20 protein-coding genes are annotated in these 23,597 nt (G+C 34.8%); 6 read left to right on the plus strand and 14 right to left on the minus strand.

What is annotated here, in order from left to right; translation table 11 throughout:
* Window positions 1–197 precede the first annotated feature (197 nt).
* The 5 genes from BM296_RS17735 to BM296_RS17755 form a co-directional block, all read right to left on the minus strand.
* Window positions 198–2,831 carry a c-type cytochrome gene (locus BM296_RS17735; protein ID WP_091905215.1) on the minus strand — a complete coding sequence of 878 codons (2,634 nt, stop codon included), beginning with the start codon at window positions 2,829–2,831 and terminating at the stop codon, window positions 198–200.
* 50 nt (window positions 2,832–2,881) lie between these two features.
* Window positions 2,882–3,334 carry a tRNA (cytidine(34)-2'-O)-methyltransferase gene (locus BM296_RS17740; protein ID WP_091905218.1) on the minus strand — a complete coding sequence of 151 codons (453 nt, stop codon included), beginning with the start codon at window positions 3,332–3,334 and terminating at the stop codon, window positions 2,882–2,884.
* Window positions 3,334–3,558: a VF530 family protein gene (locus tag BM296_RS17745; protein WP_091905222.1), complete on the minus strand. Its 225-nt coding sequence runs from the start codon at window positions 3,556–3,558 to the stop codon at window positions 3,334–3,336. The genes BM296_RS17740 and BM296_RS17745 overlap by 1 nt, the downstream gene beginning before the upstream one ends.
* A 30-nt stretch (window positions 3,559–3,588) precedes the next feature.
* A complete protein-coding gene (pulA, locus tag BM296_RS17750) occupies window positions 3,589–5,571 on the minus strand; it encodes a type I pullulanase (RefSeq protein WP_091905224.1) in 1,983 nt (660 codons plus the stop codon).
* Window positions 5,572–5,830: 259 nt separating this feature from the next.
* A complete protein-coding gene (locus BM296_RS17755) occupies window positions 5,831–6,694 on the minus strand; it encodes a sigma-70 family RNA polymerase sigma factor (protein WP_027067982.1) in 864 nt (287 codons plus the stop codon).
* A 371-nt stretch (window positions 6,695–7,065) separates the two neighbouring features.
* Between BM296_RS17755 and BM296_RS19485 the strand changes: the two genes are divergently transcribed.
* Complete coding sequence (locus BM296_RS19485) at window positions 7,066–7,230, plus strand: hypothetical protein (protein ID WP_177214975.1); 165 nt, start codon at window positions 7,066–7,068, stop codon at window positions 7,228–7,230.
* Complete coding sequence (locus tag BM296_RS17760; RefSeq protein ID WP_091905227.1) at window positions 7,190–7,504, plus strand: hypothetical protein; 315 nt, start codon at window positions 7,190–7,192, stop codon at window positions 7,502–7,504. The genes BM296_RS19485 and BM296_RS17760 overlap by 41 nt, the downstream gene beginning before the upstream one ends.
* A 76-nt stretch (window positions 7,505–7,580) precedes the next feature.
* Here BM296_RS17760 and BM296_RS17765 read toward each other — a convergent pair whose 3' ends face one another.
* The 5 genes from BM296_RS17765 to tamL form a co-directional block, all read right to left on the minus strand.
* Window positions 7,581–9,791, minus strand: coding sequence for a polyribonucleotide nucleotidyltransferase (locus tag BM296_RS17765; RefSeq protein WP_091905230.1), 2,211 nt, complete (start codon window positions 9,789–9,791; stop codon window positions 7,581–7,583).
* Window positions 9,792–10,011: 220 nt separating this feature from the next.
* On the minus strand, window positions 10,012–10,281 hold the full coding sequence (rpsO, locus tag BM296_RS17770) for a 30S ribosomal protein S15 (RefSeq protein ID WP_027067979.1): 270 nt from the start codon (window positions 10,279–10,281) through the stop codon (window positions 10,012–10,014).
* Window positions 10,282–10,388: 107 nt separating this feature from the next.
* Entirely contained in the window at window positions 10,389–11,258 is an 870-nt protein-coding gene (accD, locus tag BM296_RS17775) for an acetyl-CoA carboxylase, carboxyltransferase subunit beta (RefSeq protein ID WP_036147529.1), read from the minus strand.
* Window positions 11,259–11,289: 31 nt separating this feature from the next.
* Window positions 11,290–12,357: a class II fructose-bisphosphate aldolase gene (gene fbaA / locus BM296_RS17780; protein ID WP_027067977.1), complete on the minus strand. Its 1,068-nt coding sequence runs from the start codon at window positions 12,355–12,357 to the stop codon at window positions 11,290–11,292.
* Between the two features lie 62 nt (window positions 12,358–12,419).
* Complete coding sequence (gene tamL / locus BM296_RS17785) at window positions 12,420–14,984, minus strand: translocation and assembly module lipoprotein TamL (RefSeq protein ID WP_245787049.1); 2,565 nt, start codon at window positions 14,982–14,984, stop codon at window positions 12,420–12,422.
* Between the two features lie 54 nt (window positions 14,985–15,038).
* On the opposite strand from tamL, the gene BM296_RS17790 reads away from it, so the two are divergent.
* Window positions 15,039–15,758, plus strand: coding sequence for a TrmH family RNA methyltransferase (locus BM296_RS17790; protein WP_091905238.1), 720 nt, complete (start codon window positions 15,039–15,041; stop codon window positions 15,756–15,758).
* A 103-nt stretch (window positions 15,759–15,861) separates the two neighbouring features.
* Here the strand turns inward: BM296_RS17790 and porT are convergent, their stop codons facing one another.
* A complete protein-coding gene (gene porT / locus BM296_RS17795) occupies window positions 15,862–16,554 on the minus strand; it encodes a type IX secretion/gliding motility protein PorT/SprT (RefSeq protein ID WP_027067974.1) in 693 nt (230 codons plus the stop codon).
* 54 nt (window positions 16,555–16,608) lie between these two features.
* Window positions 16,609–17,346 carry a bifunctional demethylmenaquinone methyltransferase/2-methoxy-6-polyprenyl-1,4-benzoquinol methylase UbiE gene (gene ubiE, locus BM296_RS17800; RefSeq protein ID WP_091905241.1) on the minus strand — a complete coding sequence of 246 codons (738 nt, stop codon included), beginning with the start codon at window positions 17,344–17,346 and terminating at the stop codon, window positions 16,609–16,611.
* A 230-nt stretch (window positions 17,347–17,576) separates the two neighbouring features.
* Between ubiE and trkA the strand changes: the two genes are divergently transcribed.
* Window positions 17,577–18,926 (plus strand): Trk system potassium transporter TrkA, encoded by a 1,350-nt coding sequence (trkA, locus tag BM296_RS17805; protein WP_027067972.1) that lies wholly within the window; start codon window positions 17,577–17,579, stop codon window positions 18,924–18,926.
* 1 nt (window position 18,927) lies between these two features.
* A complete protein-coding gene (locus tag BM296_RS17810; RefSeq protein WP_027067971.1) occupies window positions 18,928–20,421 on the plus strand; it encodes a TrkH family potassium uptake protein in 1,494 nt (497 codons plus the stop codon).
* Window positions 20,422–20,502: 81 nt separating this feature from the next.
* Here the strand turns inward: BM296_RS17810 and BM296_RS17815 are convergent, their stop codons facing one another.
* On the minus strand, window positions 20,503–21,693 hold the full coding sequence (locus BM296_RS17815; protein WP_091905244.1) for a pyridoxal phosphate-dependent aminotransferase: 1,191 nt from the start codon (window positions 21,691–21,693) through the stop codon (window positions 20,503–20,505).
* Window positions 21,694–21,708: 15 nt separating this feature from the next.
* Complete coding sequence (locus BM296_RS17820) at window positions 21,709–22,809, minus strand: fatty acid desaturase family protein (protein ID WP_027067969.1); 1,101 nt, start codon at window positions 22,807–22,809, stop codon at window positions 21,709–21,711.
* A 121-nt stretch (window positions 22,810–22,930) separates the two neighbouring features.
* Between BM296_RS17820 and rsmG the strand changes: the two genes are divergently transcribed.
* The gene (gene rsmG / locus BM296_RS17825) at window positions 22,931–23,566 is read left to right on the plus strand and encodes a 16S rRNA (guanine(527)-N(7))-methyltransferase RsmG (RefSeq protein WP_091905247.1); all 636 of its coding nucleotides are present in this window, start codon (window positions 22,931–22,933) and stop codon (window positions 23,564–23,566) included.
* The last annotated feature ends 31 nt before the right edge of the window (window positions 23,567–23,597 follow it).

Genomic DNA, 23,597 nt, shown 5'->3' on the forward strand with positions numbered 1-23,597 from the left:
GAAAAATATCAGTTTGAAATTAATAATTTAATCTGCCAATTGTAAATGATTAGACAATTTTAACTGCTGGATTTTAGGTTTAATATCATACTGGTAATTAGAGGTAAAGTAGGTAGTGATTATCCTAATATTAGATTCTAAATTTGAAGAATTAATAAAACCAAATCTCAACTTTTTTTGAGATTTGGTTTAGATATTTAATTTTCTTCACCCGTATAAAATTTATGATTTTCATCTCCACCAGAAATGATATAGGCAAATAGATCGGCTACTTCTTGTTCGTTCAATCTATTTAATAATCCCGGTGGCATTGGTGATATTGGGGAGAGTTCTTTTTTAGTGATAGTGTTTTTAGCAATACTTACCGTATAGCTTTCATTAAAGGGATTTGGCATTATTACAATACTATCGCCAGCTTCAGATTTAATACGACCTGCTATTTTTTCATCTTTGCCTAAATGAAACAGGGTATTGGCATATTGGTCAGATATTTCATCGCTAGGGCTGTAAATAGCAAACATTAAATCATATGTGCTAAATTTTGTGTGAGCCTGGGTTAAATCTGGTCCTGCGGCACCACCTTCTCCACGAATTCTATGGCATAATGTACATGTTGCCGAAGCAAAAGCTCTTTTTCCGGCCTTTACGTTGCCTTGGTAATTATCTAGACCGCGCCAAACGACATCTCCCATATTCTCGCCATTATAGTTTTTACCCGGACCGAAAGGTTGGGGTAAATCTGCAATTGAGCTGGATGGGGAATAGACACCGGAGATTTCTTGAAAACACTCTCTTTTATCTTCAGGTACATTTAATATGGCCCGCTGTCTAACATTTTCCATATATGCTTTAAAGCTCATGCCTCCTTTAGAACCAAGAACATCAAAATACCAAGAAAAATAGCGTTTTCTTAAATCTTCGTTCCAGCCTTTTTTAGCATTACTAAGCAACATTCCATAATAGATAGCCTCACTAGGTGGCATTTTTGCGATAACTTCTCTAATTAGTGGACCGTATTCCTCGCTACGAAGCGTTGCTTCTTCAGAAAGCATTTCTACACCTTTTGTGACTGTTTTTTGTTTTGTGTGATATTCAAGACGTTCAACTAATTTTTCTATTATACCATTTGCTTCTAGAAATAATAAAATTTGAGATAACTCTTTGCTTACCGCGCCTTTGGAACTAGCGAATAAGGGATTTAAAGCATTGATTATTTTTTGGCTTTGTCGGTTATCCGGTTTTCCCATTCTAATAAAATTTAGGGAGTAGGCTCTTAGAAGGTCTACTTGTAAATTTTCGTCTAGCGATTTAATGGGAATACTTAGAAGTTTGTTTAAGATTAAGGGCTGTAAATCACTTTTTCCTTGATGAATTAAAGCTATACTGCTCTCGATAATTTTTTGACTGTCTGTTTCTTTTTTGTAACTATTTAACCAAGAATCTATAGGTTGGTGTTCTAGAGCTATTCGTGAAGCATATCTTATAAATCTATCCGGATTGTTTAAATGATTCCAACCCAATTCAGTTCCCGATGTAGAAATTTTTGTATGATATTCTTCTAGTTGCTTACGAAGATTTCGTTCTTCGCTAATCAATGATTTTTCTTGACTTCGTGCGGTATTCTCTGTTCCTGTATATCGTAATCTATATAAATGGGAATCAAGTCTGCGACCGCCTGTGGCAAAGTAAATGTTGCCATCGTTACCTGCAATCATATCGGTCAAGGGTAGGGGAGTTCCTGACAGGAATTCTTCCCGCTTGGCTTCGTAAGAACTACCTTTTGGTTGCAGTTCTATAAAGTAAACGGTGCCAAAACTCCAGTCCATAGCAAGTAACCCATTTTGGTATTTTTCAGGAAGATTTAAATTTGTTGTTGATAATACGGCTGTGGGAGAGCCTTGCTCTAAATTGTGTACAGCGGGTAGATTATCTGGATAATATGCAGGCCATTTTCCAGAACCCGTTCTCCAGCCAAATTCACTGCCACTGGTAACATGGCAAATTCTTGTAGGTCTGTACCATGGCATTCCAATGTCCCATTCCATATCGGCATCATAAGCAAAAAGTTCACCATCAGTATTGAAAGCCATATCAAAGGGGTTTCTAAATCCTGCGGAAATTAATTCGAAAGACGAACCATCGGGATTGAATTTTGATATCCATCCGCCAGGCGCTTTTACATCGTTAGCATGGCCTCTAGCATCTAAATACGGAGTAAATAAATTGCCTTCACCCCAATTGGTGGGGATTCTACTATTTTCTTTTACTCTTTCGGGAATTAGAGTGTGATTACCCGCGATGAAGTAAATTTCTTTGCCATTTGGAGATAACGCAAAACTATGCGGACCATGTTCGCCGCTACCTTCTAAGCGAAGTAACATTTTGGCAGCGTCTAATTTTCCGTCATTATTAGTGTCGGTAATTCTATATATTCCGCTGCCTTTCTCTTGATCATCTGGTATGTCATCATCCCAATTCTTATTAACGGCAACATACAAGCTGTTAAATGCCCATAGTAAACCATGGGCCTCACCAATTTCAATGTCTATAGGAGTTACATCTTTCTGTGAGAGAACAGCTCCTATTTCAGGAACTTTAAATTGATAAAGTTTGCCATATTGGTCACATGCATACATGGTATTACCATTACCTTGTGCCAAAGCTACCCAAGAGCCTTGTTCAGCATTACTAGGGTGGTAAATTTCTTCTAGCTCAAAATCTGCGGGCGTATTAAATGCAATGGAAGTTTCTGTGGTTTCTTCCTTTTTCTGATTGCAAGAACTTAAAATTAAGAAAAGAGATAAAATGAAAGAGTGGTTGATTGTTTTCATTGGTTCTTTGTATTGGTCTCTTAAAGATACAAAGTAACCTAAAGCAAAAATCAGTCTAATTGGCGCAATCCCTCATAAACGGAAATAGCTACGGCATTAGCTAAGTTTAAACTGCGAATATGTTTGCTGTAAAGTGGAATTTTCACGGCATTATCCTCATTTTCAGTTAAGATAGATTTAGGTAAGCCAACAGATTCTTTTCCAAAAACTAAAAACATATCGTTGGTGTATTCAATTTCCCAATGGTTTTTGGTAGCTGTAGCAGAAAAGAAAATCATTTTTTTGTCTTGATGCTGCTCAAAGAAAGCATCGACATTATCATACATGATTACGTTAAGGTGTTGCCAGTAATCTAGACCAGCACGTTTAAGACGTTTATCACTTAGCTCAAATCCAAATGGTTTTACCAAATGTAACGTGGATCCTGTAGCGAGTGCCAATCTGCCAATATTACCTGTATTATTAGGTATTTCTGGCTCTATGAGTACTATATTTAAGCTCATTATTTTTTAAAGGATTGTAAGTATAAATGTTCCACTTTTTCTCTTGCCCATGGTGTTCTGCGTAAAAATTTGAGGCTTGATTTTATAGACGGATTACTTTTAAAACAATTAATATTGATTTGACCAGCTAAATCTTCCCAAGAATATTTCTCTGTTAGTTCTTCAAGCATGGTGGCTAACTTTATACCATGAAGTGGATTATTTGGTTGTGAATCTGAACTCATGACTAATTATTTATTTAACAGTAAAAACGGTTATTTTTGAAAAGCAACATACATTGAAAGTGCGGGTACATCAATAGTATTCTTTATTGATTTTGAGCCCTGAAGGTCAAAGGTACTACCAGAAATGGCTTTTTGCCAAGTACCATCAATTTTATAATTAATGTTTTTATTGTGCGCATTGTAAATAACCAAAATATTCTTCCAAGTATCACCATTTGCATGCTCTTCTAAAATGAAGGAGACAAGGCTGTCATTTGCTTTTTGAAATTTTATATGCTTTTGTATATCAAGGGCATTGTGCATGGTAAATGCCGAATGTGCTTTTCGTAATTGAATAAGGTTTTTATAATACTTAAAAACCTCTTTATTGTCATTTTTCCAATTCCAGTTTATTTGATTAATACTATCCGGAAGGTTATAAGAATTATGCGCTCCGTTTTTTGTACGCAACATTTCTACACCAGCATGTAGAAATGGAGTTCCTTGAGATGTTAATACTATAGCATTAGCCAATTTGTCCATAGCAATTAATTCACTTAAAGCTGCATCTGGTCTTGAAATTTTTAATTTATCGAAAAGTGTGTGATTATCGTGACAAGAAACATAATTTATAGATTGCCAAGGTTCTAAGGTCCAGGGAGCATCTGAATAGTTGACGTTACTATAGTTAATTTGTGAATGTTGAATAGCACCAACAATTCCAAATTTAATAGACGCTTCCGTATTCTTTGCGCCACTTACAAAACCCAAACTCTCATCTTCAAAAACAGAACCTTTAAGTCCGTCACGAAGGTCATCATTGAAAGCTGCAAATTGTGGAAGCTGTTGTACGTGTTTTTTTAACGCTCGTTTTTTTTCTGGTAGAGGTGATTCTTTTGCTGTCCACCCTTCGCCATATAGCAATGCATCAGGATTAATTTTTAAAACAGCGTTAGAAATTTTATTCATAGTTTCTATATCATGAATTCCCATGAGGTCAAATCTAAAGCCGTCGATATGATATTCCTTAGTCCAATATGTGACAGATTCAATAATGAATTTTCGCATCATAGCTCTCTCTGATGCAGTTTCATTACCACAAGCAGCAGCATCTGCGTATGAACCATCTTCCCAATGGCGATAATAATAACCAGGTACTTCTTGGTTAAAATTAGACTCTTCTGTTTTACCGGTATGATTATATGCAACATCCATAATTACACCAATACCATTATCGTGAAAAGTCTTCACCATTTGTTTGAATTCCTTTATTCGAACTTCAGCATTAAACGGATCGCTTGAAAAAGAACCTTCAGGTACATTATAATTTTGAGGGTCATAGCCCCAATTAAATTGTGGGGAATCTAAATTACTTTCGTCAATAGAATAATGGTCAAAAGTGGGTAAAAGATGCACATGTGTAATACCTAATTCCTTAATGTGGTCAATACCAGTTGCTATATTATTTGGACCTAAAGTTCCTGTTTCTACTAAACCTAAATAGGTGCCTGGCATTGTAGATCCAGATTGAGGATGAATTGTCATGTCACGAATATGTAATTCATAAATAACAGCTTCATTTTGGCGCTTTAAAACAGGCGATTTGTCTTGTTTCCATCCAACAGGGTTGGTTGTCTTCATATTTAAAACCATAGCTCTATTGCCATTTACGCCAACAGCTTTAGCATAAATACCAGGTGTTTCTTTTAGCCATTTATTCTCGGTTTTAATTTGATAGGTGTAATAGATGCCGTTTAAGTCTTCTCTAACTTCCTTTTCCCAAACACCTAAATCTTTATAGGTGAGATTAAATGTAGAAAATGCCTTTGAGTCATCACCTGTTTTAAATAATCTTAAAACAATTTCTTCAGCATTTGGTGACCATAATTTAAATAAGGTAGATGCTGTGGTATACTGTATCCAAAGACTTTCTTCTACAGGTGTAGGGTACAAATTAAAATCTGTAATTGTCTTTTGATTATTGCAAGAATTAAACAAAGTGAGAATCGTTAGTATTAGTAAAAGATGTTTCATTAAAACAGTGATGTATGCTCTAAGATAGGGAAAGATTATACTATATAAATATCTAATGGTGGAGGTATGAAGAACTTAAAGATATTAGAAACATTTATAAATGAAAAAACTCCGGTAATCAGCCGGAGTTTATTCATCAATCAAAAAACGAACAGTCATGATAAACTGTTGTTACCGTTAAAATTACAACTAATATGCCAATATTGCCAATTTAAGGAATATTTAACGTGTAATTTTTATAGCTTAAACGCTAAGGTTTTTAACCCAAATACGTTTTTAATATCTTACTTCTAGAAGTATGCTTTAATCTTCTGATCGCTTTTTCTTTAATTTGACGAACTCTTTCTCTTGTAAGATCAAAAGTTTCACCAATTTCCTCTAAAGTCATAGAATGTTGACCTGCAAGACCAAAATACAAACGAATAACATCTGCCTCACGCGGTGTCAATGTTTCTAAAGCACGCTCAATTTCTGTACGAAGTGACTCATGTAATAACTCTCTGTCCGGATTTGGAGATTCGCCACTACGAAGTACATCATAAAGGTTAGAATCTTCACCGTCAATAAGAGGCGCATCCATAGATACGTGTCTACCTGAGTTTTTCAATGATTGTTTAACGTCTTCAACAGTCATATCCAATTCTTTTGCAATTTCTTCAGGAGAAGGCATTCTTTCATGCGCTTGCTCAAGGAAAGCAAAAGTTTTGTTGATTTTGTTGATAGAACCAATTTTGTTCAATGGCAAACGAACGATACGAGATTGTTCTGCCAAAGCTTGTAATATAGATTGACGGATCCACCATACGGCGTAGGAGATAAATTTAAATCCCCGCGTTTCGTCAAAACGCTGTGCAGCTTTGATAAGACCAAGGTTTCCCTCGTTAATCAAATCCGGTAAAGTAAGTCCTTGGTTTTGGTACTGCTTTGCAACTGACACCACGAATCTGAGGTTGGCTTTGGTAAGTTTTTCAAGAGCGATCTGGTCGCCTGCCTTGATACGTTGTGCCAACTCTACTTCTTCATCAGCGGTAATCAAGTCTACTTTTCCAATTTCTTGTAAGTACTTGTCCAAAGATGCGGTCTCCCTATTGGTAACCTGTTTTGTAATCTTAAGCTGTCTCATTAAAATAAATTAAGTTCAGTTTGCATAGACTGCATATACTTATACGTAAAAAACTTCCGAATGTTACAATTGAGTGTAAAAAACTTCATTTTTCTGTTGAAATGCACAAAATAAAGCTCTAACATATTTGTCGGTGCTTGTATTTTAAACTTACATGGCTATTGATGTCTTCATAATTTTGAGTTGCAATCAGGTCTGTTTTTAAAACATACATGTATTATTATATCATTAGGTCTAAGTTTTTTACATAGAATGAGCTGTTCTTGAAATTTTAGAATTGCTAGGTTGATTGTCTCTCTATATACATCTTGTTAAGGAAAAAATTTTTATTCCTTAGTGGAATAATTTTTTTGTTGCTTCTTTTATTTGGGATGACACAAGAATACTTATTAAAAGCATCTACCTATAATGAGTTGGATGATTCAATAGGGTGGATGGGGAACTCAAAGAGTAATTTTCCTAAACATCGTTTGCAGAAAAATCTATTCTTAAATTTTGGACAAGACCATAGCGGTGGACTCAAAGATTGGTCTTAACGTTTATAAGCCCTTTTATAAAATTGATTGGCAATTGAACGAAGGGTATATTCAATTTGTTTATGGTAAAGAAATAATAGTATTAGGTGAGATGGACTCTTATTATCAAATAAAAAAACATGTTTTTAGTCGAATAGGCTTGAAATATTATTTTATGGATATGGATAGCAGCTCAAAGCATAATACTTATATCGGAGTCTTTATCGATGCCAATTTAAGGCAAGCTAACTTTAGTGAACTTACAGTAGGGTATGTACACAAATTTGATTTTTGAAAATAGTTTGTACTCAATTTCAAGCAAAAAAAAACTCGTTTAATTAAAAACGAGTTTTTTAGTTATTTAAGAAAAATTAATCTCTTCTTGGTTTTCTATCACGATCGTTTCCACGACGGTCATCTCTACGCTTATCATCGCGTGGTGGTCTTTCAACAAAACCTTCTGGTTTTGGTAAAAGCGCTTTACGAGAAACTTTCTCTTTACGAGTACGTTTGTCTAACCCGAAGTATTTTACATCAAAAACGTCACCCATATTAACAACATCGGTTACATTTTCTGTACGTTCCCATGCTAATTCACTAACGTGTAATAACACTTCGTTTCCTGGTGCATCCATATATTCAACAACAGCTCCAAAATCTAACATTTTGATCACTTTTACTTCGTATACGCTACCAACCTCTGGCTTAAATAATAAAGAATCTATTTTTGCCATAACAGCATCAATACCTTTACTACCTACACCTAATATTTCAACAATACCTTCTTCTGTAACAGGATCTTCGTTAATAACGATAGTTGTTTCAGTTTCTTTTTGCATTTCTTGAATCACTTTTCCTCCAGGTCCAATTAAAGCACCAATAAACTCGTTAGGAATACGTCTAGTTACCATTGTAGGTGCGTGATCCTTAACAACTGAGTTTGGAGTAGAAATAGTTTCAGTGATTTTACCCAAAATATGCAAACGACCATCTCTTGCTTGTTTTAGTGCATTTACTAAAATTTCGTAAGACAATCCTTTTACTTTAATGTCCATTTGACATGCAGTAATACCTTCTGAAGTACCAGTAACTTTAAAGTCCATATCACCTAAGTGATCTTCATCGCCTAAAATATCAGAAAGAACAGCATATTTACCAGTTTCAGCATCAGAAATTAAACCCATGGCAATACCAGAAACAGGTCTTGTCATTTGAACACCTGCATCCATTAATGCCATTGTACCGGCACAAACAGTTGCCATAGAAGAAGAACCGTTGGATTCTAATACTTCAGATACTACACGAACAGTGTAAGGGCAATCTGCAGGAATCATTCCTTTTAAACCACGTTGCGCTAAGTTACCATGACCAACTTCTCTACGAGATGTTCCTCTTAACGGTCTAGCTTCACCTGTACAAAAAGGAGGGAAGTTATAATGTAAATAGAAATTTTCTTCGCCTTCGTAAGATGGCATATCTATTTTGTTAGCATCTCTAGAAGTACCTAAAGTTACTGTTGCCAATGCTTGAGTTTCACCTCTAGTAAAAATTGCAGAACCATGTGTTGATGGTAAGTAATCTACCTCACACCAAATTGGTCTAATTTCATCAGTCTTACGACCATCTAAACGCAAACCTTCATCTAAAGTTAAAGTTCTAATTGCAGCTTTTTCGGCTTTAGCATAATACTTAGAAACTAAATCACCGTAATCAGCCAATTCTTCTTCAGAGAAACTTGCTTTAATATCTTCTTTAATTTCAGAAAATGCAGTACTTCTTTCTTTTTTAGAAGAACCTGCTTTGGCAATAGCATATACTTTATCATATGCCATGTCATGAATTTTCTTAGCTAAATCTAAATCTTCTCTTTCTTCAGCATATTCACGTACTTCTTTCTTGCCGAAAGCTTCAGCCAATTTTACTTGGGCAGCACATTGTACTTTTATAGCTTCATGTGCAAATTTAATTGCTTCAGCCATTTCCTCTTCAGAAATTTCATCCATCTCACCTTCTACCATCATTACAGAATCAGCAGATGCACCAATCATCATATCGATGTCAGATTCTGCTAATTGAGCTCTAGTAGGGTTAATAATGAATTCACCATTTACACGACCAACTCTAGCTTCAGAGATAGGACATTCAAATGGGAAATCTGATAATTGTATAGCAGCAGAAGCGGCTAAACCAGCCATAGCTTCTGGCATAACATCATCATCATGAGACATTAACTGAATCATAACTTGTGTTTCTGCGTGGTAATCTTTTGGGAATAACGGACGTAAAACACGATCCACTAAACGCATAGTTAATACTTCACCGTCACTTGGTCTTGCTTCTCTTTTAAAGAAACCACCTGGGTAACGACCTGCAGCTGCAAATTTTTCACGGTAATCTACCGTAAGTGGAAGAAAGTCCACATCACTTTGTTTGTAATTGGAAACTACTGTACATAATAACATACATTTTCCTGATTGAACAACAACAGAGCCGTGAGCCTGTTTTGCCAATTTTCCTGTTTCGATAGAAATTTCTCTACCGTCACCAAGGTCTATGACCTCTTTAAATACTTTTGGAATCATAAAATTCGATTAAAACCTGCGTATTGCAGATTTGTTAAACAATGGTCTTTCCGACTAAAATTTCTCTGGTCGGAGTTGTTGTGTTGTGTTGTGTTGTGTTGACCAATGAAAAACCGTGTGTAGCTTTTTGTTCGCCTTTGCCAAAGTGTTTGGCTTAATCTCCCAAGGCATGGAGTAATTAAAAAAAAGGGGATAGTTAACTATCCCCTTTTTTGCAATATTATTTTCTAATACCAAGCTCTTTAATTAGCTCTCTGTATTTTACAATATCATTTTTAATCATGTAATCAAGAAGACTTCTTCTTTTACCTACAAGTTTCACAAGTGAACGCTCAGTGTTGTAATCTTTATGGTTTTTTTTCAAGTGACCAGTCAAGTGGTTGATTCTGTGTGTAAATAAGGCAATTTGCCCTTCTGTAGAACCAGTGTTTTCTGCTTTACCACCGTGTTTCTTGAAAATTTCTGCTTTTACTTCTTTTGTAAGATACATTCCAATATTATTTTAAATGATTTTTATGTATTATGATTGATTTTCAATCAGGGCGCAAAGATACTCTTTTTTTAATATAAGAAACTATATCGAATCAAGAAATAAATTTAGGCTTCTTTAGATCTCACAGGGTTGTTCTGAATTAGGTCAATATATAGGTTAACCTTTTTCTTTAAATCTCTTCTGTGAGAAATAAAATCTAAAAAGCCATGCTCCAATAAAAACTCTGAAGATTGAAAACCTTCAGGTAATTCTTTACCGGTAGTATCTTTAACTATACGAGGACCTGCAAAGCCGATTAAAGCGCCTGGTTCGGCAATATTAATATCGCCTAACATAGCATATGATGCCGTTGTACCACCTGTTGTAGGATCTGTACATAATGAAATGTATGGTAAACCAGCATCAGATAATTGAGCCAATTTAGCAGATGTTTTAGCTAATTGCATTAATGAAAGCGCAGCCTCCATCATACGTGCCCCACCAGATTTAGAAATCATCATAAATGGTGTTTTCTTTTTGATGGCGTGGTCAATACCACGAGCAATCTTTTCACCTACAACACTACCCATAGAACCGCCAATGAATTTAAAATCCATACAGCAGATAACGATATCTTTACCAAAGGACTTTCCGTATCCTGTTCTTACAGCATCTTTAAGTCCGGTTTTTTTCTGTGCAGCTTTTAAACGCTCGCTATATTTCTTGGTATCCTCAAATTTTAAAGGGTCTTTAGAAGTAAGCTTTTCATCAAGTTCAGTAAACTTATTGTTATCGAACAGGATTTCAAAGTATTCTTTACTACCGATCCTTACATGATAATCATCTTCTGGGCTTACATAAAAGTTTTTTGCAAGATCATCAGACTCGACAATTTTACCTGTGGGCGATTTGTACCACAAGCCTTTTGGAGTGTCTTTTTTTTCCTCGGTAGAGGTTTGTATCCCTTTTTCTTTTCTTTTAAACCAAGCCGTCATATCATCCATTTATTGGTTAATCTAAAGTTTATTAAAGCGTATTAACGTTATTTAAATCTTCAAACGCTTTTTTCAAACGCTCAATAAAAGCAGTTTCACCTTTTCTTAACCAAACTCTTGGGTCATAATATTTCTTGTTAGGCTCATCTGATCCTTTAGGATTTCCAATTTGTGCCTGCAAGTAATCTTTATTATCCTGTACGTAGTCACGAACACCTGCTAAAAATGCATATTGTAAATCAGTATCAATGTTCATTTTAATAACACCGTAGCTGATACCTTCTCTAATTTCTTCTACTGTTGATCCAGAACCACCATGGAATACAAAATCGATATGGTTATGCTCAACCCCGTATTTCTTAGAAATGTATTCTTGAGAATTCTTAAGGATTTTCGGAGTTAATTTTACGTTACCTGGCTTATATACACCATGAACATTACCAAATGCAGCGGCAATTGTAAACTTAGGGCTAACTTTAGAAAGCTCTTCGTAAGCATATGCTACTTCTTCTGGTTGTGTATATAATTTAGAATCATCTACATCAGAATTATCAACACCATCTTCTTCACCACCTGTAATACCTAATTCGATTTCTAAAGTCATGTTCATTTTGCTCATGCGCTCTAGGTAACCTTTACAGATTTCAATGTTCTCTTCTAAAGGCTCTTCAGAAAGATCGATCATATGTGAACTGAACAATGATTTACCAGTTTCAGCGAAATGTTTTTCACTAGCATCTAGAAGACCGTCGATCCAAGGCAATAATTTTTTTGCACAATGATCTGTATGTAGAATAACTGTAGCACCATAAGCTTCTGCTAATTGGTGAACATGTTTTGCACCTGCAACTGCACCTAAAATAGCTGCTTTTTGCCCATCATTAGAAAGACCTTTACCAGCATTAAACTGAGCTCCACCATTAGAAAATTGAATGATAACAGGAGCATTTAAGCTTGCTGCTGTCTCTAGAACACCATTAATAGTATCTGAACCAATAACGTTTACCGCAGGTAATGCAAATCCTTTTTCTTTTGCGTAGTTGAAAATTGCTTGAACTTCGTCTCCGGTTGCAACTCCCGGTTTGATATTGTGAGCCATAATTATGTAGTTGTTTGTTTCTAAAAAAAAAATGAAAAACAAAAGTAATAAAACAATTATATTTAAAAGGGATAGTTGATGCCTATTTGCAATACAGAATTCGCAAAATTATAATCTCTAAACCAACGTTTAGACTGAATTTCAGCAGGGTTGTAGGTTTTAAAGCCTAAATCTAACCTAAAAAGAAAGTAGGTAAAATCGTATCGCAGCCCAACACCGGTACCAAGAGCAATATCCTTTAAAGATCCCAATCCGTCAAAAGTAGCGTCAGGGTCTTCTACATTATCTAGAACGTTCCAAATGTTACCGGCATCGGCAAAAATTGCTCCGTTAATGTCACCAACAACAGGAAATCTATATTCTAAGTTTAAAGCTAATTTTAAATTTGCTTCATTAAAATCATTTACTGCAGATACACTACCAGGACCTAGTGAGTAAGGGAACCATGCGCGGTTATCGTTTGAGCCACCACCAAAATAACTTCGTACAAAAGGAATGTTGTCAGAATTTCCGTAAGGTATAGCAATACCGAAAAAAGCTCGTGCAGCTAATACATTTGAACGTGATAAGTCCCAATATTTAACATACTCAAATTCATTTTTAATGTACTGTGAAAATGGAACACCAAAAACTAAAAGTTGGTCATTGTCATTTTTATTAAAGGGTATAAATGATGAAAATGCAGATAAAACATTTCCAGCGCCTTCAATCTTCCAGCGAAATTGATAAAATGAATTATCGATGATTCCTGTTCTATTCGTTTTATTGAACGTGTAGTTTGTTGCGAAAATTAAATTGTTTTCAGTAAGTCTAATTCTTCTTTCTTCAATTGAACTAACATCATCAAAATCGCTGGTAGTAGAAGCTACTTCATTATCTAAAATAGCACTTGTGAATCCTTTTGTGCCTGATGGAATTATTAAATTAAGTTCAGTGTCGCTATCTCCTGTTTCAAAATAATCGGCTAATTCTGGGTATAAATCAGCGTCCTCATATGTGTCAGCAATATCATCTAAAAGTTCATATGTGTTTGTATAGACATTATAGAACCTGTTACTGTTTACGTTTCTTACAAATTGGATATTCAATAATTCAACATCGTGATTTACAAAGTCGCTAGGTGTCCAGCTGTAACCTAAAACAGTGTTGAAGGTCTGCTTGTCTAGACCAATATTATTTTGAAAATTGGTTCCAATAGCAATTCTGGTTTTCGGTAGGGTATAATTAGGTATTATTCTAGACGTATTAATGAATGGAAACCAAATTCTTGGGAAATCTAAAGTTACATCTCCACCAAATTCTGAGAAATAGTTGGCTTCAAAAGTATTGCTGCTCAAAAGACCATAAGATCCATTTGCCGAAATGCTTAAGTTTTCTGCTCCTTTAAAAATGTTTCTTATAAGTAGGGTAGTGCCTAGACCAACACCTAATCTACGTAAGTTAGAACGACTAACTTCAAAATCAGTCCCAAGCGAATATTTGGTTTTTGGGGCTAAATAAATATTGGTATTTACCTGGTTACCTAGGGAGTCCGCTTTAAAAATAATGTTTGGATACTTAAAAACATTAAGTGCGTTTAACTGTCTAGAAGTTCTAATTTTATCTACATCTCTATAAATACTATCCTTTTTAAAAAAGATGGCATTTGCCAAAGTTTTTGGTTTAATGTCAAAATTCTTAGAGTAATGAATGGTATAATCTTGATAATCTAGTGTGTAAAGAGAATCTTGGGTGCTTGTAGATAGGTAGTCTGTATAGATATTGATTTTATTAATTTTTTCAACTTTATAAGCAGATGTCGTTACTTCGTTTTCACCTCTAGTTTTTAAATCACCAATATTAAGGGTGATATTCATTTTTTGGTCATCTGCAGATCTAGTGGTATCCCTTAATATATCGAAAGTAATGGAGCTTTCTTGAAAATTTCTAATACCACTATTTCTAAAAATACCTGTTAGTCGTTCTCTTTCGCTGTTAAAGTTAGATAAGTCGAATTGCTGGCCTTCTCTTATTAGTGAGTTTGCAGAATTTAAAAAATAAAGCGAGTCGATTGCGGTTGATGAAATATTGTTGCCAAGAGAATCTATCATATAAGGGTCTCCTAGTGCTATATGATAATTTACTTTTGCTTTCTTATGTTTAGTACTGTCAATAAGGTATGTGGTAGAGTTGGTGAAAAAACCCTTACTCTGATAATAGGCACTTAATTTCGCTAAAGTTAAACGTGTTTTTGTAGTATCAAGAATAGTAGGTTCTTCTCCAATATCTTTAAGCCAGTTGCTAAGACCTTTTACCATAAAAGACTCCCCTAAACGCTCTACTTGTTTAGCGGAAAGTAATTTTGTAAGTCTCTTTTTTCTGTTTTCTTTCTTATAAAGCCATTCATTAAAAGAGGAATCCGGATTTTCTTTGGCTAGGTTGTATAGGTTAAGCCTTAATGGATACCCTAATACGGTAGAATTGGATTTTTGATAGATAAGACTTTCTAATTCTTCGTTGTTTACTTTTATAGAATCGGCGTAAATGGAGTTCTTGATCACCAAATATTCATCGTCCTCAACTTTTTTAAGCGAGTTACAGGATAGCAAGACTATTGCCAGTAGTGATAATAAGCTTAATTTAGCCATGTTGTTTTTGGAGCAAAGTGCCATCCTCATATAAATCAAAAATACATTATTTGAATGGTTGTCAAAAGTGAATTGAAACTTATCAAAAGTCTACAGCAAAAAAAGTGCCGAAATGAGCATGGACTTTTTGTTGTTGAAGGTAAAAAGACCGTGGAGGAAGTATTGAATTCCAACATGGAAATTTATAAATTATTTACTGTTGATTCTAATGAATTGGAAACTGGTGACGTACCGTTCTATTCAATATCAAATAAGGAATTATCACAAATAAGTAGCCTTAAAAATCCTAATGGATATCTTGGGGTTTTTCATATTCCTAAACCAACAGATCAAATTCTTTCAGATTGGATTTTAGTATTGGATGGCGTACAGGATCCAGGTAATTTGGGTACCATAATTAGATTGTGTGACTGGTTTGGAATTAAAGATATTATTTGCTCAACGGATACTGTTGATTGTTATAATCCTAAAGTACTACAAGCAACTATGGGTTCAATTACCAGAGTAAATGTTCAATATAAGGATCTTGATGCTTTTTTAAATTCAACAGAATTGCCGGTGTATGGAACATTTATGGATGGTGTAAGCGTAAATAATACAAAACTGCCGAAAAAAGGAATAATGATTATGGGTAATGAGGGTAAGGGTATTTCAGATGCAATTGCTAAATTATGTACAGATAGGTTGGCTATTCCACAATTTGGCGAAGCAACTACAGAAAGCTTAAACGTAGCTTCTGCAACTGCAATTTTACTACATGAAATTAGAAAGTAGTTAGGTGTTGGTAATCGAATAATTTATTTTTTGCTAATTGCTAATTGCTAATTGCTAATTGCTAATTGCTAATTGCTAATTGCTAATTGCTAATTGCTAATTGCTATTCAAAAGTAAAATTGATGAAAAGACCACGAGTTTTTAAAGATTCAATATTTCCGGTCCAAGGACTATTTGGGTCTTGATCTGGTACTAGTTCATCGGTTAAGGCAAAAACACCTCGTATGGATGGAGTGAATTTAAAGTATTCTAAATAAAAATCTATGCCAAAACCTAGTTCGTAATTATAAACCCATTTTTTCATTCTAAAAGTACCAGAGCTGTTATCATCTAGACTTTCTTCATTACTACCTAGATTTAAACTACGTGAGCCACCAGCTAATAAAAATGGTTTAAAATTCCCGAATCTTCGTGTACTTGCTTTAAGTAGAACAGGAAAATTTATATAAGTAGATTTAACTTCTCGAATAGCATCACGTTCATCATCAAAGCCAGGAAAGCCCATTAATCTTGATCCGTAATGTAGACCTGGTTCAAAGCGCAGGTCTAAAAATTCGTTAAGTCGCAGTTCGCCAATCAATCCAACATTAAATCCAAAACTTTTGCTAACCAAGACATCTTGTGCATTTTCCTTGTATTCAATTTTGAAATCATACTGATTTAAACCTAAGAAATAACCCCAGTTAATGAGTTTCTTATCCTCGTTCTGTTTGTTCAATATGGGACTTTCGTTGAATTGAGCACTCAATATATTCGTTATCAACAACGTTAGGCTTATAAAAAACCACTTCTTCATATATGCTGGTTTACGATTGTAAAACGTCAAATATATATTGTGAGTATACTAAAATTAAATATTAGCCTTTTTCGCAACATAAATTGATGCAACCCCAAATGTTTGAGGTTTATTCGTTACATCTATAAACCCAATTTCCCGTAAAATATTGTTGAAGTTTTCGCCATGAGGAAAAACGGATGCGGATTCGCTTAGATAGCCATATGCAGAATCATCTTTTGAAAAAAGTTTACCTATTAAAGGGAGGATATTTTTTGTGTAAAACTTATATCCTTGTTTGTACGGTGTTTTAGTAGGTACTGAAGTTTCTAAGATAACTAATGAACCATTAGGTTTTAAAACACGAAGTATTTCAGCCATTCCCGTTGTAAGAGTTTCAAAATTACGTACTCCAAAAGAAACGGTAACGGCATCAAAAGAATTATCTGCAAAAACAAGGTTTTCACTATCGCCTACGACCATTTCAATAGTATTGTCTAGATTTTTGTCCGTAACTTTTTCTTTGCCGACAGACAGCATCCCTGGTGAAATATCAAGACCTATAATTTTCTTAGCACCGGTACTAACCAATGCAATAGCTAAGTCTCCTGTGCCCGTAGCTATATCTAAAATAGACTCAGGCTGTTCTTTTTTTAATATTTCAACCACTTTTTTACGCCATTTAATATCTATACCAAAAGAAATAACACGGTTTAAGCCGTCATAATTTTTAGAAATAGTATCGAACATTTTTGTAACCTGTTCTTTTTTTCCTAGATCAGAATTTTTATAGGGCGTAACTTTTTGGGGCATTTTATAGCTATTTTTTTGGCAAATATACAATATAGCTATTGCTTAATTCCTTTTTAACCACTTAGCTTGGTATAAGAAGGCTTAAAGAATTGAAAATAAAGAATAAACTAATTTAATTATGTAATTTTGTGCCTTAATAAATGCTATGTTTTTTCAAGCCTACTTTTAAGTATCTTTAATATTTAAGAGAAGAAAATTGGTACTTGATTGGTAGCGCTCTAATAAAATAAATGAAGATTATAATTGCTGGTGCTGGGGAGGTAGGCTTTCATTTAGCTAAGTTGCTTTCTTATGAATCACAGGATATTACTTTAATCGATTCTAAAAAAGAAAGTCTTGCTTACGCGGACAATCATTTAGATATACGAGTTTTAAAAGGTGATGCAACTTCTATTGCGGTATTAAATGATGCCCAGGTAAAAGATTCAGATTTGGTTATTGCGGTAACTTCTTCTGAAACAACAAACTTAACGCTGTGCATGTTGGCAAAGCAGTTGGGGTGTAAGCGTACTATTGCTAGAATATCAAATACCGAATTTATAAAGAACAAAGAATTACTGAAATTCTCAGAATTAGGTATAGATGAGTTAATATCACCAGAAGCATTAGCGGCGACGGAAATTCAAATGTTATTGAATAAGTCTGCTTTTAATGATACATATGAGTTTGAGGAAGGTGAGCTGATTATGGTAGGTGTTTCTTTACTAAAGTCTGCACCGTTTGTAGGTAAGATGGTAAAAGAAGCCGCAAAGATTTTTCCTGAGCTACACTTTATGCCAATTGCACTTCAGCGAACAGGAACTCAATATACGGTAATACCTCGTGGAGATACTGTTTTTAAAGAAGGTGATCAGGTTTATTTTATAACAGTGAAAAAGGGTGTTGATGAACTCTACAAACTTACTGGTAAGAAAAAAGCCGAAATCAAAAATGTAATGATTCTTGGCGGTAGTAAAGTAGGGTATAAAACTGCAAGAGATCTTTGTGCCAATAAATTCAATGTAAAGCTCATTGAGAAGAATAAAGAAAAAGCTTTTGACTTAGCAGATGAATTGCCAAATGCTTTGGTAATTAATGGCGATGGTAGAAATGTTGAATTGCTAGATGAAGAAAGTTTAGAATCTATGGATGCGTTTATAGCGGTAACCGGAAATTCAGAAACTAATATTATGTCATGTTTAGTGGCGAAATCCAAGTATATTAAAAAGACAATTGCCTTGGTAGAGAATATGGATTATTTTCAACTTTCTCACTCCATTGGTATTGATACTTTGATAAATAAAAAACTTTTAGCTGCCAATAATATCTTTAGACATATTCGTAAAGGGGAAGTGGTAGCTCTAATGCGTTTAAACAATTTAAATGCTGAGATATTAGAATTTATAGTAAAAAGGAATTCTAAAGTAACGGGAGCAATCATACGAGAATTAGACTTTCCTAAAGCGGCCACTATTGGTGGGGTTGTCAGAGGCGGTGTAGGTCATATTGCCCTTGGTGGATTTAGAATACAAGAAGGAGATAGGGTAGTAGTTTGTTGTTTGCCTTCAGAGATTCCAAAAATTGAACGAATGTTCCTTTAAGATGCGGCTTAACTTAAGAATCATATTTCATTTAATGGGGCTTCTGCTACTTTGTAACGGAGGCTTTATGCTTTTAGCGGCTGTTGTTAGTGGTGTTTACCAAGATGGCGCTACTTTAAGTATAATGTTGGCATCTATCACCACTATGTTTGTAGGGGTTTTTATGATGTATTATACCAGGGGTCATAAAAAAGAGGTTAAACAGAAAGAGGGTTATATCATAGTAACTTTCGGTTGGATCGTGATGTCCATTTCTGGTATGCTGCCATATCTATTTTCAGGAGCGATACCAACGGTTACAAATGCTTTTTTTGAAACCATATCGGGTTATACAACAACTGGAGCTTCTATTATGGATGATATTGAAGCTATGCCGGAGGGTATTTTGTTTTGGCGAAGCTTAACCCATTGGATTGGGGGAATGGGTATAATTGTATTGGCAATTGCCATATTACCATTGTTGGGAATTGGAGGTATGCAGTTGTTTTCTGCAGAAGCCCCAGGGCCTACGGGAGATAAATTGCACCCCAGAATTACAGATACGGCAAAACGTCTTTGGTTAATTTACTTTGGGTATACCGTGGCTGAAACAATCTTGTTGCAAATTGCAGGTATGTCTTTCTTTGATGCTATAAACCACGCTATGGCAACCCTATCTACAGGAGGTTTTTCTACTAAAAATGCGAGCGTTGCTTATTGGAACGATCAACCAATGATTCAGTATATCATCATTTTCTTTATGTTTTTAGCTGGTAGTAATTTCGTTTTAAGCTATTTCGCGTTTAAAGGAAAGGTACAGAAAGTATTTAAGGATGAAGAGTTTAGATATTATGCAGGTTTCGTTGTTGTATTTACCATTATAGTTGCTTTAGGTGTCTATTATAAGGCCAATATAACAGAGTTGACTCCTGGTTATCCTATGGTATTGGGTAAGGCGGAAAGCGCATTCAGACATTCATTGTTTCAGATTATTTCGGTAATAACTACAACAGGTTTTGTTAGTGCAGATTTTACACAGTGGACTCCCTTTTTAACCGTCTTTTTCTTTGGACTATTCTTTTTAGGTGGCTCTGCTGGTTCAACAGCTGGTGGTATAAAGGTAATGCGTCACTTATTGATTATTAAGAATGGAGTGTTGGAGTTTAAGCGAACGTTGCATACAAATGCCATAATTCCGGTACGTTATAACAATAAAACAGTAAAGGAGAAAATCGTTTATAACATCATTGGTTTCTTCGTGTTGTATATGTTGTTATTTATTATTGGGGCACTGGTCCTTGGTTTTCTCGGTTTGGATTTTGAATCGGCTATTGGTGGTGCAGCATCTTCTTTGGGTAACGTTGGTCCGGCATTAGGAAGTTTAAATCCTGTAAGTAATTTTAATAGTTTGCCAGATTTGGCAAAGTGGTGGTGTGGATTTTTAATGCTGGCCGGTAGGTTAGAACTCTTTACGGTATTGATATTATTGACACCATATTTTTGGAAACGAACATAAGCCGAATGATAACTTTCATTTATAAAATAAAAAAGTCCCTTCAAACGAAGGGACTTTTTTAATATGATTAAGTGCTGAGGTTTATTTCAGCGCCTCTTTTATTCTTGAAATAGCTTCTTTAATTTCCTTAACCGATGCGGCGTAAGAAATACGTATACAATTACCATTACCAAAAGCATCACCGGTTACGGTAGCAACATTGGCAGCTTCTAAGATATACATAGAAAAGTCTGAAGCATTATTAATTTTTGTACCGTTCAAAGTTTTACCGAAATATGCGGTAACATCTGGGTATACATAAAATGCACCTTCAGGTTCGTTACATTTAAACCCTTCAATCTCATTTAATAAACCTAAAATAAGCTTACGTCTTTCTTTAAATTCATCAACCATATATTTGATACGATCTGGAGATTCTTCTAAAGCAGTAATAACGGCTCGTTGAGCAATACAATTCGCACCACTCGTTACTTGACCTTGTAATTTATTAGTTGCACGCGCTATGTAAGCTGGTGCGCCAATGTAACCTATACGCCACCCGGTCATAGCAAATGCTTTTGCAACACCGTTTACGGTAACTGTACGATCAAACATATCTTCAAATTCAGCCATAGAAGCATGCTTCGTTACGCCGTAATTAATATGCTCGTAAATTTCATCACTCACTACAATAATTTGAGGGTGATTTTTTAGAACGTCGGCAAGAGCACGTAACTCTTCTTTACTGTAAATTGATCCACTAGGGTTGCATGGCGAACTATACCATAGCATTCTAGTTTTAGGTGTAATGGCAGCTTCTAATTGTTGGGGAGTCATTTTAAAATCATCCTCTAATTTAGTAGGCACTTCTACTGGTACGCCATCTGCTAGTTTAACTATGTCACTATAACTTACCCAGTAAGGACAAGGTAAAATAACTTCATCACCTGGGTTTAATATTACTTGGGCAACGTTGTATAAAGATTGTTTTGCTCCAGTTGAAACAACAATTTGTGCAGGCTCATAACTTAAATTGTTATCTCTCTTGAATTTAGTGATTATAGCCTTTTTAAGGTCTACATAACCATCTACAGGAGTGTATGCATTGTAATCGTCTTTTATAGCCTGAATTGCAGCCTCCTTAATGTAATCTGGAGTATTAAAATCAGGTTCGCCTAAGCTTAAACCTATAATATCTTTTCCTTGTGCTCTTAATTCACGGGCCTTAGCGGCCATTTCCAAAGTAGCTGACGGTGTAACACTGTTTATTCTGTCCGAAAGTTGATTGCTCATGGGTGCTATTGATTTCTAGTATTGTAATGTAGGCTCTTTGCCTAATTCTTTTAAATGTTTAAAGTGCGAAATTATAGCTTTTCTAGTAGTTTTATACTCGTGATATGGTAAATTAAATTCCTGTGCTGTTTGTTTCACAATTTTAGAAATATTTGTGTAATGTACATGGCTAATGTTAGGAAATATATGATGCTCCACTTGGTGATTTAATCCACCAGTAAACCAGTTTACGATTTTATTTTTTGTACCAAAATTAACGGTAGTAAAAAGTTGGTGAATAGCCCAAGTATTTTTCATTGTTCCAGATTCATCTGGTAAAGGTGTGTCTGCGTCATCAACAATATGTGCTAGTTGAAAAACAACACTTAATATTACGCCAGCTACATAATGCATTAAAAAGAATCCGATTAAAATTTTCCACCAAGCAATATCTAAAATTAACATTGGTAGTACGATCCAAATAGTAATATATAATAACTTGGTAACGATAAGTGTACTCCAGTTCAATCTCGCGCTAGGTAATTTACCGTAAGATAATTTACGTTTCATGTAGCGATACATTTGTTGAAAATCTGTAGTAATTGCCCAATTAAAAGTTAGCAACCCATAAAGAAGTACGGAGTAGAAATGTTGAAACCTATGGTGTTTTTTCCATTCTGCATGTTTAGAGAAACGTAAAATTCTACCTGCTTCCATATCCTCATCATGTTCATGTATGTTAGTGTATGTATGGTGTAGTACATTGTGCTGTACTTGCCAATTGTAAACGTTACCAGCAAGAATGTATATACTGCTTCCCATTAGTTTGTTTACCCATTTTTTGTTAGAATAAGCCCCGTGGTTACCATCGTGCATAACGTTCATACCAACACCGGCCATACCGATACCCATAACAATGGTTAATAATACATTTGCCCAATTAGGCAGACCTAAAGTTAAAATCAAAAAATAAGGAGCAAGAAAAAGAGCGAACATAACCACTGTCTTAAGGTGTAGTTTCCAATTTCCTGTCTTTTTTAATTTATTGGTTTTAAAGTAATCGTTAACTCTGCTATTTAAAGTTTTAAAAAACTTTGCAGAATCTGTTCTTGGAAAGCGAATGCTATTTTGTTCCATAATTCGGTAATCTTTTACTTAATATGATGTAATTGAATGTATAATAGTTTGATAGCTTAATTAAAAGCTAAATCTTTGCAATAGTGAATATACTAATAATATCTACTTTACAAATATACGGATGACAGCTGAAATCATATTTGAAAATTTTCCCAATTTATCTGAAGATCAGAAACAAAACTTCATAAAATTAGAGGAACTATATAAAGATTGGAACCAAAAGATTAATGTAGTTTCAAGAAAAGATATAGATGAGCTTTATTTAAGACACGTTTTACACTCGCTTGGAATAGCTAAATTCATAGCGTTTAAAGATGGTTCAACTGTGCTTGATGTAGGTACGGGTGGTGGTTTTCCAGGAATTCCTTTAGCTATTTTTTTTCCTGAAGTACACTTTACTTTAGTTGATTCCATCGGTAAAAAAATAAAAGTAGTTAATGAAGTTGTAGAGGGGTTGGGAATCACTAACGTAACCACTATTAATGCAAGAGTTGAAGAAATACCAGGACAGTTCGATTTTATCGTAAGTAGGGCAGTGGCTGCTATGCCTACATTCGTGCACTGGATTAAGGGTAAAATCAAAAAGGAGTCAGCACATTCCATAAGAAATGGAATACTTTATCTAAAAGGTGGAGATTTAAAAGATGAATTGAAAGACTATAGAACAGCGGAAATCTTTGAGTTGACCGATTACTTTAAAGAGGACTTTTTTGAAACAAAGAAAATGGTCTACCTACCCTTGAAATACAAAGGCTAGAGAAATCTCCTAATTAAGTTGAATTTAGATG

The organism is Maribacter stanieri, assembly GCF_900112245.1.
Lineage (GTDB): Bacteria > Bacteroidota > Bacteroidia > Flavobacteriales > Flavobacteriaceae > Maribacter > Maribacter stanieri.

Excerpts from the sequence above, each read along its gene's own strand:
- tamL (WP_245787049.1), bottom strand. The coding sequence starts at position 14,984 with ATGGCTAAATTAAGCTTATTATCACTACTGGCAATAGTCTTGCTATCC.
- BM296_RS17745 (WP_091905222.1), bottom strand. The coding sequence starts at position 3,558 with ATGAGTTCAGATTCACAACCAAATAATCCACTTCATGGTATAAAGTTA.
- BM296_RS17740 (WP_091905218.1), bottom strand. The coding sequence starts at position 3,334 with ATGAGCTTAAATATAGTACTCATAGAGCCAGAAATACCTAATAATACA.
- rsmG (WP_091905247.1), top strand. The coding sequence starts at position 22,931 with ATGACAGCTGAAATCATATTTGAAAATTTTCCCAATTTATCTGAAGAT.
- BM296_RS17810 (WP_027067971.1), top strand. The coding sequence starts at position 18,928 with ATGCGGCTTAACTTAAGAATCATATTTCATTTAATGGGGCTTCTGCTA.
- rpsO (WP_027067979.1), bottom strand. The coding sequence starts at position 10,281 with ATGTATCTTACAAAAGAAGTAAAAGCAGAAATTTTCAAGAAACACGGT.
- pulA (WP_091905224.1), bottom strand. The coding sequence starts at position 5,571 with ATGAAACATCTTTTACTAATACTAACGATTCTCACTTTGTTTAATTCT.
- BM296_RS17815 (WP_091905244.1), bottom strand. The coding sequence starts at position 21,693 with ATGAGCAATCAACTTTCGGACAGAATAAACAGTGTTACACCGTCAGCT.
- BM296_RS17790 (WP_091905238.1), top strand. The coding sequence starts at position 15,039 with ATGGTTGTCAAAAGTGAATTGAAACTTATCAAAAGTCTACAGCAAAAA.
- BM296_RS17765 (WP_091905230.1), bottom strand. The coding sequence starts at position 9,791 with ATGATTCCAAAAGTATTTAAAGAGGTCATAGACCTTGGTGACGGTAGA.
- BM296_RS17735 (WP_091905215.1), bottom strand. The coding sequence starts at position 2,831 with ATGAAAACAATCAACCACTCTTTCATTTTATCTCTTTTCTTAATTTTA.
- BM296_RS19485 (WP_177214975.1), top strand. The coding sequence starts at position 7,066 with ATGACACAAGAATACTTATTAAAAGCATCTACCTATAATGAGTTGGAT.
- BM296_RS17755 (WP_027067982.1), bottom strand. The coding sequence starts at position 6,694 with ATGAGACAGCTTAAGATTACAAAACAGGTTACCAATAGGGAGACCGCA.
- porT (WP_027067974.1), bottom strand. The coding sequence starts at position 16,554 with ATGAAGAAGTGGTTTTTTATAAGCCTAACGTTGTTGATAACGAATATA.
- BM296_RS17820 (WP_027067969.1), bottom strand. The coding sequence starts at position 22,809 with ATGGAACAAAATAGCATTCGCTTTCCAAGAACAGATTCTGCAAAGTTT.
- fbaA (WP_027067977.1), bottom strand. The coding sequence starts at position 12,357 with ATGGCTCACAATATCAAACCGGGAGTTGCAACCGGAGACGAAGTTCAA.
- trkA (WP_027067972.1), top strand. The coding sequence starts at position 17,577 with ATGAAGATTATAATTGCTGGTGCTGGGGAGGTAGGCTTTCATTTAGCT.
- ubiE (WP_091905241.1), bottom strand. The coding sequence starts at position 17,346 with ATGCCCCAAAAAGTTACGCCCTATAAAAATTCTGATCTAGGAAAAAAA.
- accD (WP_036147529.1), bottom strand. The coding sequence starts at position 11,258 with ATGACGGCTTGGTTTAAAAGAAAAGAAAAAGGGATACAAACCTCTACC.